The following is a 16142-nucleotide window of genomic DNA, read 5'->3' as shown; positions in this document are numbered from 1 at the left end:
GAAGGAAAACCTGAAGCGTCACGGTGCAGAAGAAACCGCAAATGATGGCCTAAATCCCCGCTACACCATGCTTAACGATTCAGCAAATTTTTTAATGTTGCTTTTTTGTAAACGGATTAACACTGTGCAGAAATCCTGCTATGCTGCCCGACGCGGTATCGGGCATTTACCCTACAAACTGCTGTCTCACAGGAGCGTGAAGAGAACGCCCGCCGCATATGACAATGAGAGCGAGGAGAACCGTCGTGCTAGAAGAATACCGTAAGCACGTAGCAGAACGTGCCGCCGAGGGAATTGTACCCAAACCTTTAGATGCAACCCAAATGGCCGCGCTCGTCGAGCTGCTGAAGAACCCGCCTAAGGGCGAAGAAGAATTCCTGTTAGATCTGTTGATCAACCGCGTACCGCCTGGCGTAGATGAAGCTGCCTACGTAAAAGCCGGATTCCTTGCTGCTATCGCCAAAGGCGAAGCCACCTCCCCACTGGTTACTCCTGAAAAAGCCATTGAACTGCTCGGCACCATGCAGGGTGGTTACAACATTCATCCGCTGATTGACGCGCTGGATAACGACAAGCTGGCACCGATTGCCGCTAAAGCGCTCTCGTCTACGCTGCTGATGTTCGATAACTTCTACGATGTGGAAGAAAAAGCCAAAGCGGGCAACGTCTATGCGAAACAGGTGATGCAGTCCTGGGCTGATGCCGAATGGTTCCTGAACCGTCCAGCGCTGGCTGAAAAAATCACCGTTACCGTCTTCAAAGTGACCGGTGAAACCAACACCGATGACCTCTCTCCGGCACCGGACGCGTGGTCTCGCCCGGATATCCCTCTGCACGCCCTGGCGATGCTGAAAAACGCCCGTGAAGGCATTGAGCCGGATCAGCCTGGCAGCGTTGGCCCGATCAAACAGATCGAAGCCCTGCAGAAAAAAGGGTTCCCGCTGGCCTACGTGGGTGACGTTGTGGGTACCGGTTCTTCCCGTAAGTCCGCGACCAACTCCGTGCTGTGGTTCATGGGCGACGATATTCCGCACGTGCCAAACAAGCGCGGCGGCGGTCTGTGCCTCGGCGGTAAAATTGCACCGATCTTCTTCAACACCATGGAAGATGCGGGCGCACTGCCGATCGAAGTGGACGTCTCTAACCTGAACATGGGCGACGTGATCGATGTTTACCCTTACAAAGGTGAAGTGCGTAACCACGAAACCAACGAACTGCTGGCAAGCTTTGAGCTGAAAACCGACGTGCTGATCGATGAAGTGCGCGCCGGTGGTCGTATTCCGCTGATCATCGGCCGTGGCCTGACCACCAAAGCGCGTGAAGCGCTGGGTCTGCCGCATAGTGATGTATTCCGTCACGCGAAAGACGTAGCGGAGAGCAATCGCGGTTACTCTCTGGCACAGAAAATGGTCGGTCGCGCCTGCGGCGTCGCCGGCGTTCGTCCTGGCGCATACTGCGAGCCGAAGATGACCTCAGTAGGTTCTCAGGACACCACTGGCCCAATGACCCGCGACGAACTGAAGGACCTGGCGTGCCTGGGCTTCTCTTCCGATCTGGTGATGCAGTCCTTCTGCCACACTGCGGCGTATCCGAAGCCGGTTGACGTGACCACGCACCACACGCTGCCAGACTTCATAATGAACCGCGGCGGTGTTTCCCTGCGTCCGGGTGACGGCGTAATCCACTCCTGGCTGAACCGTATGCTGCTGCCGGATACCGTGGGTACCGGCGGTGACTCCCATACCCGTTTCCCAATCGGTATCTCCTTCCCGGCGGGTTCCGGACTGGTAGCGTTTGCTGCGGCGACCGGCGTAATGCCGCTGGATATGCCGGAATCGGTGCTGGTGCGCTTCAAAGGTAAAATGCAGCCGGGTATCACCCTGCGCGACCTGGTTCACGCGATCCCGCTGTATGCGATTAAACAGGGTCTGCTGACCGTTGAGAAGAAAGGGAAGAAAAACATCTTCTCTGGCCGTATCCTGGAAATTGAAGGTCTGCCGGATCTGAAGGTTGAGCAGGCGTTCGAGCTGACCGATGCCTCCGCCGAGCGTTCAGCTGCGGGCTGTACCATCAAGCTCAATAAAGAGCCGATTATTGAGTATCTGAACTCTAACATCGTGCTGCTGAAGTGGATGATTGCAGAAGGCTACGGCGACCGTCGTACGCTGGAGCGTCGTATCCAGGGCATGGAAAAATGGCTGGCCGATCCGCAACTGCTGGAAGCCGATGCCGACGCAGAGTACGCGGCGGTGATCGACATCGATCTGGCGGATATCAAAGAGCCAATCCTGTGTGCACCGAACGATCCGGACGACGCGCGTCCGCTGTCTGAAGTTCAGGGCGAGAAGATCGACGAAGTGTTCATCGGTTCGTGCATGACCAACATTGGTCACTTCCGCGCAGCCGGTAAGCTGCTGGATACCCACAAAGGACAGCTGCCAACCCGTCTGTGGGTGGCTCCGCCGACCCGTATGGATGCGGCTCAGCTGACCGAAGAGGGATACTACAGCGTGTTTGGTAAGAGCGGTGCACGTATCGAAATTCCTGGCTGTTCCCTGTGTATGGGTAACCAGGCGCGCGTAGCCGACGGCGCGACGGTGGTTTCCACCTCGACCCGTAACTTCCCGAACCGTTTAGGTACCGGTGCGAACGTCTTCCTGGCTTCTGCTGAGCTGGCGGCGGTTGCGGCGCTGATTGGCAAACTGCCAACGCCGGAAGAGTACCAGACCTTCGTGGCTCAGGTGGATAAGACTGCGGTTGATACCTACCGCTATCTGAACTTCGACAAGCTCTCTCAATACACCGAGAAGGCTGACGGGGTTATCTTCCAGACGGCAGTATAAACAGCAAAACCGTCTCCACGAGACGGTTTTTAGTGTTTGCACCCTCTCCTGTGGGAGAGGGACGGGGTGAGGGCATCAGGCCGCAGGGTCTTGCTCTCACCTTTTTATTTTCATTCCTCCCACCTCTCACGCTTTTTTTCTTCCTCGCTGCTGCGATAATTACCTTAATGGCTTTGCAGAGGAAAACACTATGGATTACGAATTTCTGCGCGACATCACCGGAGTGGTGAAAGTGCGTATGTCGATGGGCCACGAAGCCGTTGGACACTGGTTTAACGAAGAGGTGAAAGAAAACCTCGCACTTCTTGATGAGGTTGAACAGGCGGCAAATACGGTAAAAGGCAGTGAACGATCCTGGCAGCGCGCCGGGCACGAATACACGCTGTGGATGGATGGTGAAGAGGTCATGGTGCGTGCCAACCAGCTCGAGTTTTCAGGTGACGAGATGGAAGAGGGGATGAGCTACTATGACGAAGAGAGCCTGTCGATGTGCGGCGTAGAAGACTTCCTTCAGGTGGTGAATGCATACCGTGATTTCATGAAACAGAAATAACAGCCCGGAGCATCCCTGCTCCGGCTTGTTCTTACACGGCCGGAATATTACGGCCGTAGTAAATCTCGCGCATTTCTTTCCAGAGCAGGTCAGTAATCGCCTTACGCTCTTCTTCGCTCAAATCTTCCGGCTTCGTGTGGAACATATAGTGCTTAAGGTCGAACTCCTTAAGTAACATCTTGGTATGGAAGATGTTTTCCTGATACACGTTGACGTCCATCATGTCGTACAGCGATTTCATGTCCTCGGACATAAAGTTCTGTATGGAGTTGATCTCGTGGTCGATGAAGTGCTTCATGCCGTTGACATCACGAGTAAAACCGCGTACGCGATAATCAATCGTGACGATATCCGATTCCAGCTGGTGGATGAGATAGTTCAGCGCGTTCAGCGGGGAAATCACGCCGCAGGTCGACACTTCAATATCGGCGCGGAACGTACACAGCCCACCTTCCGGATGGCTCTCCGGGTAGGTATGGACGCAGATATGGCTTTTATCCAGGTGGGCAACAACCACTTCCGGCAGCGGGCCCGGATGTTCCGTTTTGTCGATAAGCTTCGGGTCAACCGGCTCTTCGCTGACCAGAATGGTCACGCTCGCGCCCTGGGGTTCATAATCCTGTCGGGCGATATTCAGGATATTTGCGCCGATAATGGAACAGGTTTCTGACAGGATCTCGGTCAGACGGTTGGCGTTGTAGAGTTCGTCGATATAGGCGATGTAACCATCGCGTTCTTCCGCTGTTTTGGCATAGCAGATATCGTAAATACAAAAACTCAGGCTTTTGGTCAGATTGTTAAAGCCATGCAGTTTAAGCTTTTTCAATTAGCTCACCCCCTTAGTGGATAATGCGTCTTGCAGGTACTGCGGCAGAGCAAACGCTGCGGTATGAATAGCCGGATTGTAGTATCGGCACTGAAGACCTGCCTGATGGAAGCGGGCCTGAATAATTTCGGTGGAGAGATGGCGTAATACGTCGTTATCCGTTGCCCAGGCAAAGGTCATGATCCCGCCGTAGTACGTCGGAATGGCCGCCTGATAGAAGCTGACATCCTCGAAATAGGTGCTGAGCTTGCGATGGCTGTCCAGCGCTTCATCCTGCTGAAGGAAGCAGACGCCGTTTTGTGCGACGAAGATCCCGCCCGGGTTCAGGCAGCGCTTGCAGCCTTCGTAGAAAGAGGAAGTGAACAACGATGCGCCTGGGCCAATAGGGTCGGTGCAGTCGGAGATAATCACGTCAAAGGTCTGCGAGGTCTGGTTAACAAAGTTAACGCCGTCGTCAATCACCAGGCTAAAGCGCGGATCGTCATAGCTGCCGGCATTGTGGTTGGGCAGGTACTGGCGGCAGAAAGAGACGACGCCCGCATCGATTTCCACCATGGTGATGGTTTCAATGGAACGATGGCGGGACACTTCACGCAGCATTGCGCCGTCGCCGCCGCCAATAATCAGAACATGCTTCGCGTGACCGTGCGCCAGGAGCGGGACGTGGGTCATCATTTCATGATAAATAAACTCGTCGCGCTCGGTGGTTTGCACAACGCCGTCCAGCGCCATCACGCGGCCAAAGGCAGCATTCTCGAAGATGATCAGATCCTGGTGATCGGTTTTCTCATGATAGAGCACGTTATCAACGGCAAAGTACTGACCAAACTGGTCATGCAATGTTTCATGCCACAACGTGTGGTCGGCCATAGCGAACTCCTCCTGTGTAAACATCCGTTACGCTCGCAAAAAATGAGCGAAACATGATAGCTAACTCTAACCGTGGTTGCACGGCCAGAGGTTCAACAGGAGGCGTCGGGAAGGTTATTTAACGTAGGCGAGCAGGCTGAGTGAGTCGCGAGCCAGCGCTTTGCATTTTTTAGCAGTGGGAATGCCAATACCGCTTAAGTCACGGTAGCTGTCTTCGCCGAGCGCCTTCATGTCGAAGCTGTCGTAGTTGCTGAGATCCCACTGGTTCTGCTGGGCAAAAAAGACCAGCGCGCGGCGAATCTGCCCGTTGGGTAAATTCTGGTAGCCACAATCATTTTTCAGGAATACAAAAACCGCCGTTAAATCGGCCATATCTTCCGCTTCATTTTCACTTAGCGCATAGCTGTTCGCACACATTGCCATCAGGCTACCGAACAAAATTGTCCTGAAAAACGTCTTCATTGCTTCTACCACTTCTTCACGGAAAATTAACGTTAGCATACTTGATGCCAGTGCGACGATCTTTATTATTGCCGCTTTACTTGACCTTCCGGTAAGGGGAGGGTTTATGCTCAAAAGATCGCCTGCTGGAAATAAGGAAATGAACATGCAACGTCGTGATTTTTTAAAATATTCCGCTGTGCTGGGGGCTGCCAGCGCATTACCCCTCTGGAGCCGCGCGGTTTTCGCGGCTGACAGGCCTGCCTTACCCATCCCTGACCTGGTGACCGCTGACGCCCGCAGCCGTATCCAGCTTGTGGTTCAGGCAGGCAAAACAACATTCGGTGCGCACAACGCCACGACGTGGGGCTATAACGGCAATTTGCTCGGTCCGGCGCTTCAGCTGCGTAAAGGGAAAGCGGTGACGGTGGATATCCACAACACGCTCGCCGAAGAGACGACGCTGCACTGGCACGGGCTGGAAGTGCCGGGAGAGGTAGACGGCGGGCCGCAGGGCATCATCAAAGCGGGCGGCTCGCGCAGCGTCACCTTTACGCCTGACCAGCGCGCGGCAACCTGCTGGTTCCATCCGCATCAGCATGGCAAAACGGGCCATCAGGTGGCGATGGGGCTGGCGGGACTGGTGCTGATTGAAGACGACGAGAGTCGCCTGCTGCGCCTGCCGAAACAGTGGGGCATCGACGATGTGCCGGTGATTGTGCAGGACAAGAAATTCACCGCTGACGGGCAAATTGACTACCAGCTGGATGTGATGAGCGCGGCGGTAGGCTGGTTTGGCGACACGCTGCTGACCAACGGCGCCATTTATCCTCAGCACGCCGCGCCGAAAGGCTGGCTGCGCCTGCGTCTGCTTAACGGCTGTAACGCGCGTTCCCTCAATTTTGCTACCAGCGATAAGCGTCCGCTGTACGTGGTCGCCAGCGACGGCGGGCTGCTGCCTGAGCCGGTGAAAGTGAGCGAGCTGCCGATGCTGATGGGCGAACGCTTTGAGGTGCTGGTGGACATCAGCGACGGCAAGGCGTTTGACCTCGTGACGCTGCCGGTTAGCCAGATGGGGATGGCGGTCGCGCCGTTTGACAAGCCGCATCCGGTGCTGCGTATCCAGCCTTTACTGGTGACCGCTTCCGGCACGCTCCCTGATACGTTAACCACTATGCCGGCACTTCCGTCGCTTGATGGGCTTACGCAACGCAAGCTGCAGCTCTCCATGAACCCGATGCTCGATATGATGGGGATGCAGGCGCTGATGGCGAATTATGGCGATAAGGCGATGGCGGGAATGCATCACGGGCAGATGATGGGCCATATGAATATGGACCATGGAAAAATGGGCGGCATGGGGAACATGAATCACGGCGACCATGGCTTTGATTTCCACAACGCCAATATGATCAACGGCAAGGCGTTCGACATGAATACGCCGATGTTTGCTGCGACAAAGGGCCAGTTTGAGCGCTGGGTGATTTCAGGCGAAGGGGACATGATGCTGCATCCGTTCCATATCCACGGCACCCAGTTCCGCATTCTCTCTGAGAACGGTAAAGCGCCGGACGCGCATCGCGCGGGCTGGAAGGATACGGTGAAGGTGGAAGGCGGCGTCAGCGAGGTGCTGGTGAAGTTTGACCACGATGCGCCGAAGGAGTTTGCCTATATGGCGCACTGCCATCTGCTGGAGCATGAAGATACGGGGATGATGCTGGGCTTTACCGTATAAAAAAGCCGGGTGGCGGCTTCGCCTTACCCGGCCTGCATAGCGTACCCGACGGCCCGGTAAGCGTAAGCGCCACCGGGCTTTTCAGTTACTTGTTTTCGTCAGGCAGTGCATACGCGACGATATAGTCGCCCATCTTCGTGCCAAACGAACCGTGACCGCCCGCAGAGATGACAACGTACTGCTTGCCATTCACTTCATAGGTCATCGGCGTGGCTTGTCCACCCGCTGGCAGACGGCCTTGCCACAGTTTCTCACCGTTGGTCATGTTGTACGCGCGCAGGTAGTTATCTGCGGTTGCCGCGATGAACAGCACGTTACCGGCGGTGGAGATTGGGCCTCCCAGCATTGGCATACCCATATTAAACGGCACTGGAACCGGCATCGGGAAAGGCATGCTGTCCTGCGGGGTACCAATACGTTTTTTCCACACGATCTGGTTAGTTTTCAGATCCAGACCGGAGATGTAACCCCAGGCAGGCTGTTTACACGGCAGACCAAACGGCGACAGGAACGGGTTCAGCGTTACGCCGAACGGTACGCCATACTGCGGCTGAATACCGGCTTCGGTACCGCTGCCTTTCGCGTCTTTCGGCTGCTCCATTGGGTTGCCCGGACCACGTGGGATCAGACGGGAAACGAACGGCAGCGCCATCGGGTTAGCAATCGCTACCTGACGGTTAGGGTCAACGGAGATCCCACCCCACTCGAACATCCCCAGGTTACCCGGGAAGACCAGCGTGCCCTGCTCAGAAGGCGGCGTGAAGATGCCCTCATAGCGCAGCTGATGGAACATCACGCGGCACACCAGCTGGTCAAACATCGTGGCGCCCCACATGTCTGCCCCGCTGAGGTCTTTCTTCGGACGGAAGCTCAGGTCGGAGAACGGCTGGGTTTTGCTGACGTAATCGCCTTTCGCCGCACCCTGCGGTACCGGTTTTTCCGGGGCAGGCACAACCAGCTTGCCGTTGCTGCGATCCAGCACGAAGATGTTGCCGGTTTTGGCCGGGGCGTAAATCACCGGAACGGTTTTGCCGTTAACGGTAATGTCCGCCAGCGTCGGCTGGGACGGCATATCCATATCCCACAGATCGTGGTGTACGGTCTGATAGCTCCAGGCCAGCTTACCGGTGGTCGCGTTCAACGCCACGATAGCGCTGGCATAACGTTCCTGCTCCGGCGTGCGGTTACCGCCCCAGATATCTGGCGTAGTAACGCCCATTGGCAGGTAGACCAGGTCCAGCTTCGCGTCATACGCCGCTGGCGCCCAGGAGTTTGGCGAGTTAAAGGTAAAGGTGTGCTCGTCAGACGGGATCGCGTTTGGATCTTTCGCGCCCGGGTCGAAGGCCCACAGCAGTTTACCGGTGTTCACGTCGAAACCACGGATAACGCCGGAGGTTTCACGCGTGGAGAAGTTATCCGTTACCGAACCGGCAATCACGATGGTTTTATCGGTGATGATTGGCGGTGAGGTTGGCTCATACAGACCCGGTGTGGTGTCAGGCATGTTGGTCTGCAGATTCAGGATACCTTTGTTGGCAAAGGTTTCGCACAGATTGCCCGTTTCGGCATTGATGGCGAACAGGCGACCATCGTTGACCGGCAGCATGATGCGGCGAGGACAGTCGGCAATGACTTCCGGGCTCGCATTATCCGGGCGCGCTTCGTGGTAAGAGACGCCACGGCAGGTCACGTGCTGGAAGGACGGGTTGGAGTTCAGCTGCGGATCGAAGTGCCATTTCTCTTTACCGGTGGCCGCGTCGAGCGCGAACAGACGCTGGTGCGCCGTACACAGATAAAGCATATCGCCGACTTTAATTGGCGTCACTTCGTTGGTCAGTTCACCCGGATCGTTCGGCATCTTAAGGTCGCCGGTACGGAATACCCAGGCTTCTTTCAGGTTTTTAACGTTGTCCGCGTTGATCTGCTTCAGCGGGGAGTAACGCTGGCCTTCCTGGTTACGACCATAGGCAGGCCAGTCGCCGTCAGCGACCTGTGAGATCGCCGCCGCAGGCGTCGATTCTGCGTTCAGCGTACCGTTGATCTCCTGCGGGTCGTTAAAGCCGGCCCAGGTCAGGATACCGCCGCTGATCAGCAGGGCTACTACCAGCGCCGCAACGGCACCGCTGGACGGCACGATCAGGCGACGCCAGACAAACGGCAGGATCAGCCATATACCGAAGAAGACCAGAATATCGCTGCGCGGGGTCAGCGCCCAGAAGTCAAAGCCGACTTCCCAGACGCCCCAGATCATGGTGGCAAGAAGGAATGCGGCATACAGCCACAGTGCGGATTGTTTTCTACGCAACAGCAGGACGGTTACGGCAACCATCACCAGGCCCGCAATCGGGTAGTACCAGGAGCCGCCTAAAGCGACCAGCCAGACGCCACCGATTAACAGATACAGCGCGCAGAAGGCTGCGAACGCTGCTGTTAATGTCACCAGTAGACGCGGCTGTTTAGAGTTTGTTTCAGCCATAGAAAGTGTACTCGTCAGTTTTTGTTAATAATTTGCTAGCAACTAATTATAGGTATTAACAAGTGTGATCGGAATCACAATATTTGCTTTTTATAACTCATACGCCAGGCTTATCCATTTGCTGATATAATGAGGGGCTTGCGTATCAGTGCTGGATATTAACTCATCCGTATTGAGAGATTTTCATTAAAATCATTTGGTTAGTAATATGAAACATACTGTTGAAGTGATGATCCCGGAAGCCGAGATCAAAGCGCGTATCGCCGAACTGGGTCGTCAAATCACCGAACATTACAAGGACAGCGGCAGCGAAATGGTGCTGGTCGGTCTGTTGCGTGGCTCTTTCATGTTCATGGCAGACCTGTGCCGTGAAGTGCATGTGCCCCACGAAGTCGATTTTATGACCGCCTCCAGCTACGGCAGCGGCATGTCCACCACCCGTGATGTGAAAATCCTGAAAGACCTGGATGAAGATATTCGTGGCAAAGATGTGTTGATCGTTGAGGACATTATCGACTCCGGCAATACGCTGTCAAAAGTGCGCGAGATCCTGAGCCTGCGTGAGCCAAAATCGCTGGCGATTTGCACCCTGCTGGATAAGCCTGACCGCCGTGAAGTGCAGGTGCCGGTAGAGTTCGTGGGTTTCTCAATTCCTGACGAATTCGTCGTCGGTTACGGCATTGACTACGCGCAGCGTTATCGCCATCTGCCGTATGTTGGGAAAGTGGTATTGCTGGACGAGTAATTGCGGGCTGATGCCTTCACCCCGGCCCTCTCCCGCAGGGAGAGGGAGAACATCCCCGGCTTTATTTATGATTCACATGCTTAAGCTGAAGGTTGGCAATCCCAGAACGGTAACGCTGCTCCAGCGTTTCGCGGTTGGTGGCAGTCACTTCCAGATTGCGCAGCAGACCATCGTGAATTCCGTACGCCCAGCCGTGGATAGAGACCTTCTGCCCGCGTTTCCACGCTGATTGCATGATCGTTGAGTGGCCCAGGTTATACACCTGCTCCATCACGTTGAGTTCGCAAAGGGTATCCATGCGACGCTCCTGCGGCATTTCACCCAGCAGTGAGCTATGTTTGAACCAGATATCGCGGATGTGCAGTAGCCAGTTATCAATGAGCCCCAGCTCCGTGTTTTCAACCGCCGCCTGCACGCCGCCGCAGCCGTAATGGCCGCAAATGATGATGTGCTCGACTTGCAGAACGTCAACGGCATACTGAACAACAGAAAGACAGTTGAGATCGGTGTGAATCACCAGGTTGGCTACGTTGCGGTGAACAAACAGTTCGCCGGGCTCGAGGCCGGTCAGGCGCTCCGCCGGTACGCGGCTGTCGGAGCATCCAATCCAGAGAAAGCGTGGATTTTGCGCCTGCGCGAGTTTTCCAAAAAATCCGGGGTCTTCCTCCACCAGCATTTTTGACCATAGTGCATTGTTGCTGATGAGTGTATCTATGTTGTTCATGGAGGTTAGCGACCTGTAACCGAGTAATTGCGTTGCGCTACTATAGGGTAACCCGACTTTTAATGAAACCACACAACGTGTGTCAGAACTGAAGGTAAGTTAATTTCATGGCAATTGCACTGGAGCTTGAGCAGCTTAAAAAAACCTATCCGGGCGGCGTTCAGGCGCTACGCGGAATAGATCTAAAAGTAGAGGCCGGTGATTTTTACGCGCTTCTGGGGCCGAACGGCGCGGGGAAATCGACCACCATTGGGATTATCAGTTCGCTGGTCAATAAAACGTCCGGCCGGGTGAGCGTCTTTGGTTATGACCTGCAAAAAGATGTGGTCAACGCCAAGCGCCAGCTGGGGCTGGTACCACAGGAGTTCAACTTCAACCCGTTCGAGACGGTGCAGCAAATCGTCGTTAACCAGGCGGGCTATTACGGCGTCGAGCGTAAAGAGGCCCTTGAACGGAGCGAAAAATACCTCAAGCAGCTCGACCTGTGGGAAAAGCGTAACGAACGCGCACGGATGTTATCCGGCGGGATGAAGCGCCGCCTGATGATTGCCCGCGCGCTCATGCACGAGCCAAAACTGCTGATTCTTGATGAGCCAACGGCGGGCGTAGACATCGAGCTGCGACGCTCCATGTGGGGCTTCCTGAAGGATCTCAACGACAAAGGCACCACCATTATTCTGACCACCCACTACCTTGAAGAGGCTGAAATGCTCTGCCGCAACATCGGCATCATCCAGCACGGTGAGCTGGTGGAGAACACCTCGATGAAGAATCTGCTCTCCAAGCTGAAATCAGAAACCTTCATCCTCGATCTGGCGGCTAAAAGCCCGCTGCCGAAGCTTGAAGGGTATCAGTATCGCCTCGTCGATACCTCGACGCTGGAGGTGGAAGTGCTGCGCGAGCAGGGGATTAACAGTGTGTTCTCGCAGCTGAGCGCGCAGGGGATTCAGGTCTTAAGTATGCGTAACAAAGCGAACCGACTGGAAGAGCTGTTTGTCTCTCTGGTACAGGACAAACAAGGAGACAAGGCATGACGCATCTTTACTGGGTCGCGCTGAAAAGCATCTGGGCGAAAGAGATTAACCGCTTTATGCGTATCTGGGTGCAAACCCTGGTGCCACCGGTCATCACGATGACGCTCTATTTCATCATCTTCGGTAACCTGATTGGTTCCCGGATTGGTGAAATGCACGGCTTTACCTATATGCAGTTTATCGTGCCGGGTCTGATAATGATGGCGGTGATTACTAACGCCTACGCCAACGTGGCGTCGTCATTCTTCAGCGCTAAGTTCCAGCGCAATATTGAAGAGCTGCTGGTTGCGCCTGTGCCGACGCACGTCATTATCGCGGGCTATGTTGGCGGCGGCGTAGCGCGCGGGCTGTGCGTGGGGATCCTGGTCACGGCGATTTCGCTGTTCTTCGTGCCGTTCCAGGTCCACTCGTGGCTGTTCGTCGCGCTGACGCTGCTCCTGACGGCAATCCTCTTCTCGCTGGCCGGACTACTGAACGCTGTGTTCGCTAAGACGTTTGACGATATCAGCCTGATCCCGACCTTCGTGCTGACGCCGCTGACCTATCTCGGCGGGGTGTTCTACTCCCTGACGCTGCTGCCACCGTTCTGGCAGGCGCTGTCGCACCTGAACCCGATTGTCTACATGATCAGCGGTTTTCGCTTTGGCTTCCTCGGCATTACCGATGTGCCGCTGTTTACCACGGTAGCGGTGCTGGTGGTGTTCATCATCGCCTTCTACCTGCTCTGCTGGTATCTGATCCAGCGCGGACGCGGTCTGCGCAGCTAATCTTTTGCCCGGCGACGTTTAGTTTGCCGGGCACTTTCTTTGACAGTTATCACCGAAAGCTAACCTTCACTTCGCTAAACTACTTGCCTGCTAAGGAGAGAGTTATGCTGGGATGGGTTATCACCTGCCACGATGAACAGGCGCAGGAAATACTGGATAAGCTTGAAGCCAGATTTGGCCCGCTGGTGCAATGCCGGGCGGTAAACTACTGGCGCGGGTTGAGCACCAACATGCTTAGCCGCATGATGTGCGATGCCCTGCATGAAACCGACACCGGTGATGGCGTGATCTTTCTTACCGATAAATCGGGCGCGGCGCCTTACCGCGCAGCCGCTTTGCTCAGCCATAAGCACGCGTGCTGTGAAGTGATCTCGGGTATTAACCTCTCCCTGCTGGCGTTAATGTATCCGCAGCGTGGATCCTTAAGCAGCGCTGAGTTTCGCCAGGCCATCGTGGCGCAGGGCGTTCCGGGCGTCAGCAGCTTGTGGCATCAGCAGCAAAAAAATCCTCCTTTCGTCCTGCTCCACGATTTGTATAAGAATTAAACGTTGGTATTGATGTCTCATTTGTTACAATAGCGGCAGTTTTCCGCACCGATTAAGACACCATGCTACCGCGCATTCTTTTCCTGCTATTGATGCTCATTTCCGGCGTCAGCTCAGCCAGTTTACTCAGCCAGCAAACGCTGCCTGCCCAGTACATGCAAACCACCGAAGACGCGGCGATCTGGGCACAGGTGGGAAACAGCGTGATCAACGTCGGTAACGTGCGCGCCGGGCAGATCCTGGCCGTCGTGCCCGCGGCGGCGGACTACTATGAATTTCGCTTCGGTTTTGGCACGGGTTTTATCGATAAAGGGCACCTGGAGCCGGTTCAGGGGAAACAGCGCGTTGAGGACAGCCTCGGCGATCTCAATAAACCCCTGAGCAATCAGAATCTCATTACCTGGAAAGACACGCCGGTCTATAACGCGCCGTCGAGCGGTAGCGCGCCGTTCGGCACATTAAGCGCCAATCTTCGCTATCCCATATTAAACAAACTGAAAGACCGCCTGAATCAGACCTGGTTTCAGATCCGCATCGGCAATCGTCTGGCGTGGATCAGCAGCCTGGATGCGCAGGAAGATAATGGACTTCCGGTTCTGACCTACCATCATATTTTGCGTGATGAAGAAAACACGCGCTTTCGACATACGTCCACGACCACCAGCGTACGTGCGTTTAACAACCAGATGGCCTGGTTACGCGATCAGGGCTATACCACCCTGACGATGTACCAGCTGGAAGGGTACGTGCGTAACAAAATGAACCTGCCTGCAAAATCGGTGGTAATAACCTTTGACGACGGCCTGAAATCCGTCAGCCGCTATGCCTATCCTGTGCTGAAAGAATACGGCTTCAAGGCTACCGCATTTATTATCTCTTCCCGCATTAAAGGCCACCCGCAGAAATGGGACCCCAAATCGCTGCAGTTTATGAGCGTGCAGGAGATAAAGGGCATTCAGGATGTGTTTGATATTCAGTCACATACCCACTTCCTGCACCGCGTGGATGGGTATAAGCACCCGATTTTACTGAGCCGCAGCTATCACGTGATTTTGTTTGATTTTGAACGCTCGCGTCGCGCGCTGGCGCAGTTTAACCCGCGCGTGCTCTATCTTTCCTATCCGTTTGGCGGCTACGACAATAAAGCGATAAAGGCGGCAAATGATGCCGGTTTCCATCTTGCAGTGACGACGGTGAAAGGGAAGGTGAAGCCGGGGGATAATCCGTTCTTACTGAAACGCCTGTACATCTTAAGAACGGATTCGCTGGAAACAATGTCGCGGCTGATCAGCAATCAGCCGCAGGGATAATGCTTAAGCAACCTGAACCGGAATCGCCTTCGCGGTACGTTTCATGTCGTTGTCGCCTTCAAAATAGGCGACTTTCGGCTGCCAGCGGCGTGCCTCTTCATCAGACATCATCACGAAGCTGGCGATAATCACAATATCGCCCACGTCAGCGCAGTGCGCTGCCGCGCCGTTAACGGAGATGATTTTAGACCCGCGCTCGGCGGCGATGGCATAGGTTGAGAAACGTTTGCCGTTGTTAACGTTCCAGATATCAATCGCTTCGTTTTCAAGGATGCCCGCGGCATCAAGGAAATCCTGGTCGATGGCGCAGGAGCCTTCATAGTGCAGGTCGGCCTGGGTGACTTTCACACGGTGAAGCTTACCTTGCAGCATTTTGCGAATCATTACGTTTACCTTTCATCTTCCGGGTAGAGAAACCTACGCCAGTTCAACCACTTTGTTGTCGATTAGGCGCGCTTGACCAAGCCATGCCGCCACCAGAATGACCGCACGTTTGCTGGTCTGTGTAAGCTCCAGAAGCGTGTCGGCATCGCGAATTTGAATATCATCAGCGCGGAAGCCTTTATCGTTCAGCGCCTGTTCAGCCAGAGCAATAATCTCTTCGGCAGTTAACTCTTTCGCCAGAAGCTGTTCTGCCATGGTATTCATGGCCTTGCTTAAGCCCGGCGCGATTTTACGCTGGTCGGCGGTCAGGTAGCCATTTCGCGAGCTGAGCGCCAGACCGTCTTTGGCGCGTACAATCGGTACGCCGACAATCTCGATATCGTAACCCATATCCGCAACCATCTTGCGGATCAGCGCCAGCTGTTGGAAATCTTTCTCACCGAAGCAGGCAACGTCCGGCTGCACAAGGTTGAACAGCTTGCTGACGATAGTGGAAACGCCGCGGAAATGACCCGGGCGGCTCGCGCCTTCGAGCATTGTGGAAATGCCCGGGACGTCAACGTAGGTTGCCTCTTCAGTACCCTGCGGGTAAACATCCGCCGGTGCAGGTGAGAAGACGATATCCGCATGGCGTTTTTTGAGCTTCTCGCAATCTTCCTGCAGGGTACGCGGATAGCGTGCCAGATCGTCGGCGCGGTCAAACTGCATTGGGTTAACGAAGATACTGACCACCACGATATCTGCACGGGCTCTTGCTTCGTCAACCAGCTTCATATGGCCGTCATGCAGGTTGCCCATGGTCGGGACCAGTGCGATACGTTTACCTTCCTGACGCGCGCGGCGGATATGCTGGCGAAGCAGCGGCAGGGTTTCAATGATTAGCACAACG

Annotated in this window: 15 protein-coding genes; 8 read left to right on the top strand and 7 right to left on the bottom strand. The window is 55.0% G+C overall.

Annotated elements, in window-relative coordinates:
• Positions 1–245 precede the first annotated feature (245 nt).
• Positions 246–2843: a bifunctional aconitate hydratase 2/2-methylisocitrate dehydratase gene (gene acnB, locus AC4IBF_RS17830; RefSeq protein WP_252093407.1), complete on the top strand. Its 2598-nt coding sequence runs from the start codon at positions 246–248 to the stop codon at positions 2841–2843.
• A 190-nt stretch (positions 2844–3033) separates the two neighbouring features.
• Complete coding sequence (gene yacL, locus AC4IBF_RS17825; RefSeq protein WP_023310423.1) at positions 3034–3396, top strand: protein YacL; 363 nt, start codon at positions 3034–3036, stop codon at positions 3394–3396.
• 31 nt (positions 3397–3427) lie between these two features.
• Here the strand turns inward: yacL and speD are convergent, their stop codons facing one another.
• The 3 genes from speD to AC4IBF_RS17810 form a co-directional block, all read right to left on the bottom strand.
• Positions 3428–4222, bottom strand: coding sequence for an adenosylmethionine decarboxylase (gene speD / locus AC4IBF_RS17820; protein WP_008501953.1), 795 nt, complete (start codon positions 4220–4222; stop codon positions 3428–3430).
• Positions 4223–5092: a polyamine aminopropyltransferase gene (gene speE, locus AC4IBF_RS17815; RefSeq protein ID WP_039265690.1), complete on the bottom strand. Its 870-nt coding sequence runs from the start codon at positions 5090–5092 to the stop codon at positions 4223–4225.
• 114 nt (positions 5093–5206) lie between these two features.
• Positions 5207–5554, bottom strand: a complete 348-nt coding sequence (locus tag AC4IBF_RS17810) for a YacC family pilotin-like protein (RefSeq protein WP_014882582.1) — start codon at positions 5552–5554, stop codon at positions 5207–5209.
• A gap of 145 nt (positions 5555–5699) precedes the next feature.
• On the opposite strand from AC4IBF_RS17810, the gene cueO reads away from it, so the two are divergent.
• Positions 5700–7268: a multicopper oxidase CueO gene (gene cueO, locus AC4IBF_RS17805; RefSeq protein ID WP_479974952.1), complete on the top strand. Its 1569-nt coding sequence runs from the start codon at positions 5700–5702 to the stop codon at positions 7266–7268.
• 85 nt (positions 7269–7353) lie between these two features.
• Here the strand turns inward: cueO and AC4IBF_RS17800 are convergent, their stop codons facing one another.
• Positions 7354–9744, bottom strand: coding sequence for a glucose/quinate/shikimate family membrane-bound PQQ-dependent dehydrogenase (locus AC4IBF_RS17800; RefSeq protein WP_491462993.1), 2391 nt, complete (start codon positions 9742–9744; stop codon positions 7354–7356).
• Between the two features lie 208 nt (positions 9745–9952).
• Here AC4IBF_RS17800 and hpt point away from each other — a divergent pair, with 208 nt between their 5' ends.
• A complete protein-coding gene (gene hpt / locus AC4IBF_RS17795; protein ID WP_008501948.1) occupies positions 9953–10489 on the top strand; it encodes a hypoxanthine phosphoribosyltransferase in 537 nt (178 codons plus the stop codon).
• Between the two features lie 61 nt (positions 10490–10550).
• On the opposite strand, the gene can is transcribed toward hpt, so the two are convergent.
• Positions 10551–11213: a carbonate dehydratase gene (gene can, locus AC4IBF_RS17790; protein WP_008501947.1), complete on the bottom strand. Its 663-nt coding sequence runs from the start codon at positions 11211–11213 to the stop codon at positions 10551–10553.
• A 107-nt stretch (positions 11214–11320) separates the two neighbouring features.
• On the opposite strand from can, the gene AC4IBF_RS17785 reads away from it, so the two are divergent.
• From AC4IBF_RS17785 to AC4IBF_RS17770, 4 genes are all read left to right on the top strand, one after another.
• Positions 11321–12247, top strand: coding sequence for an ABC transporter ATP-binding protein (locus tag AC4IBF_RS17785; protein ID WP_008501946.1), 927 nt, complete (start codon positions 11321–11323; stop codon positions 12245–12247).
• Positions 12244–13014 carry an ABC transporter permease gene (locus AC4IBF_RS17780; protein WP_023334536.1) on the top strand — a complete coding sequence of 257 codons (771 nt, stop codon included), beginning with the start codon at positions 12244–12246 and terminating at the stop codon, positions 13012–13014. Before AC4IBF_RS17785 ends, AC4IBF_RS17780 begins: the two co-directional genes overlap by 4 nt.
• A gap of 104 nt (positions 13015–13118) precedes the next feature.
• A complete protein-coding gene (locus AC4IBF_RS17775) occupies positions 13119–13559 on the top strand; it encodes a PTS sugar transporter subunit IIA (protein ID WP_133293795.1) in 441 nt (146 codons plus the stop codon).
• A gap of 62 nt (positions 13560–13621) precedes the next feature.
• Complete coding sequence (locus tag AC4IBF_RS17770; RefSeq protein WP_115876423.1) at positions 13622–14869, top strand: polysaccharide deacetylase family protein; 1248 nt, start codon at positions 13622–13624, stop codon at positions 14867–14869.
• 3 nt (positions 14870–14872) lie between these two features.
• Here AC4IBF_RS17770 and panD read toward each other — a convergent pair whose 3' ends face one another.
• Complete coding sequence (panD, locus tag AC4IBF_RS17765) at positions 14873–15253, bottom strand: aspartate 1-decarboxylase (RefSeq protein WP_006810068.1); 381 nt, start codon at positions 15251–15253, stop codon at positions 14873–14875.
• 33 nt (positions 15254–15286) lie between these two features.
• The gene (panC, locus tag AC4IBF_RS17760) at positions 15287–16138 is read right to left on the bottom strand and encodes a pantoate--beta-alanine ligase (protein ID WP_126303559.1); all 852 of its coding nucleotides are present in this window, start codon (positions 16136–16138) and stop codon (positions 15287–15289) included.
• Positions 16139–16142 lie beyond the last annotated feature (4 nt).

Source organism: Enterobacter sp. Taxon_8 (assembly GCF_058354585.1).
This window is presented reverse-complemented; position numbering and strand designations above follow the sequence as displayed.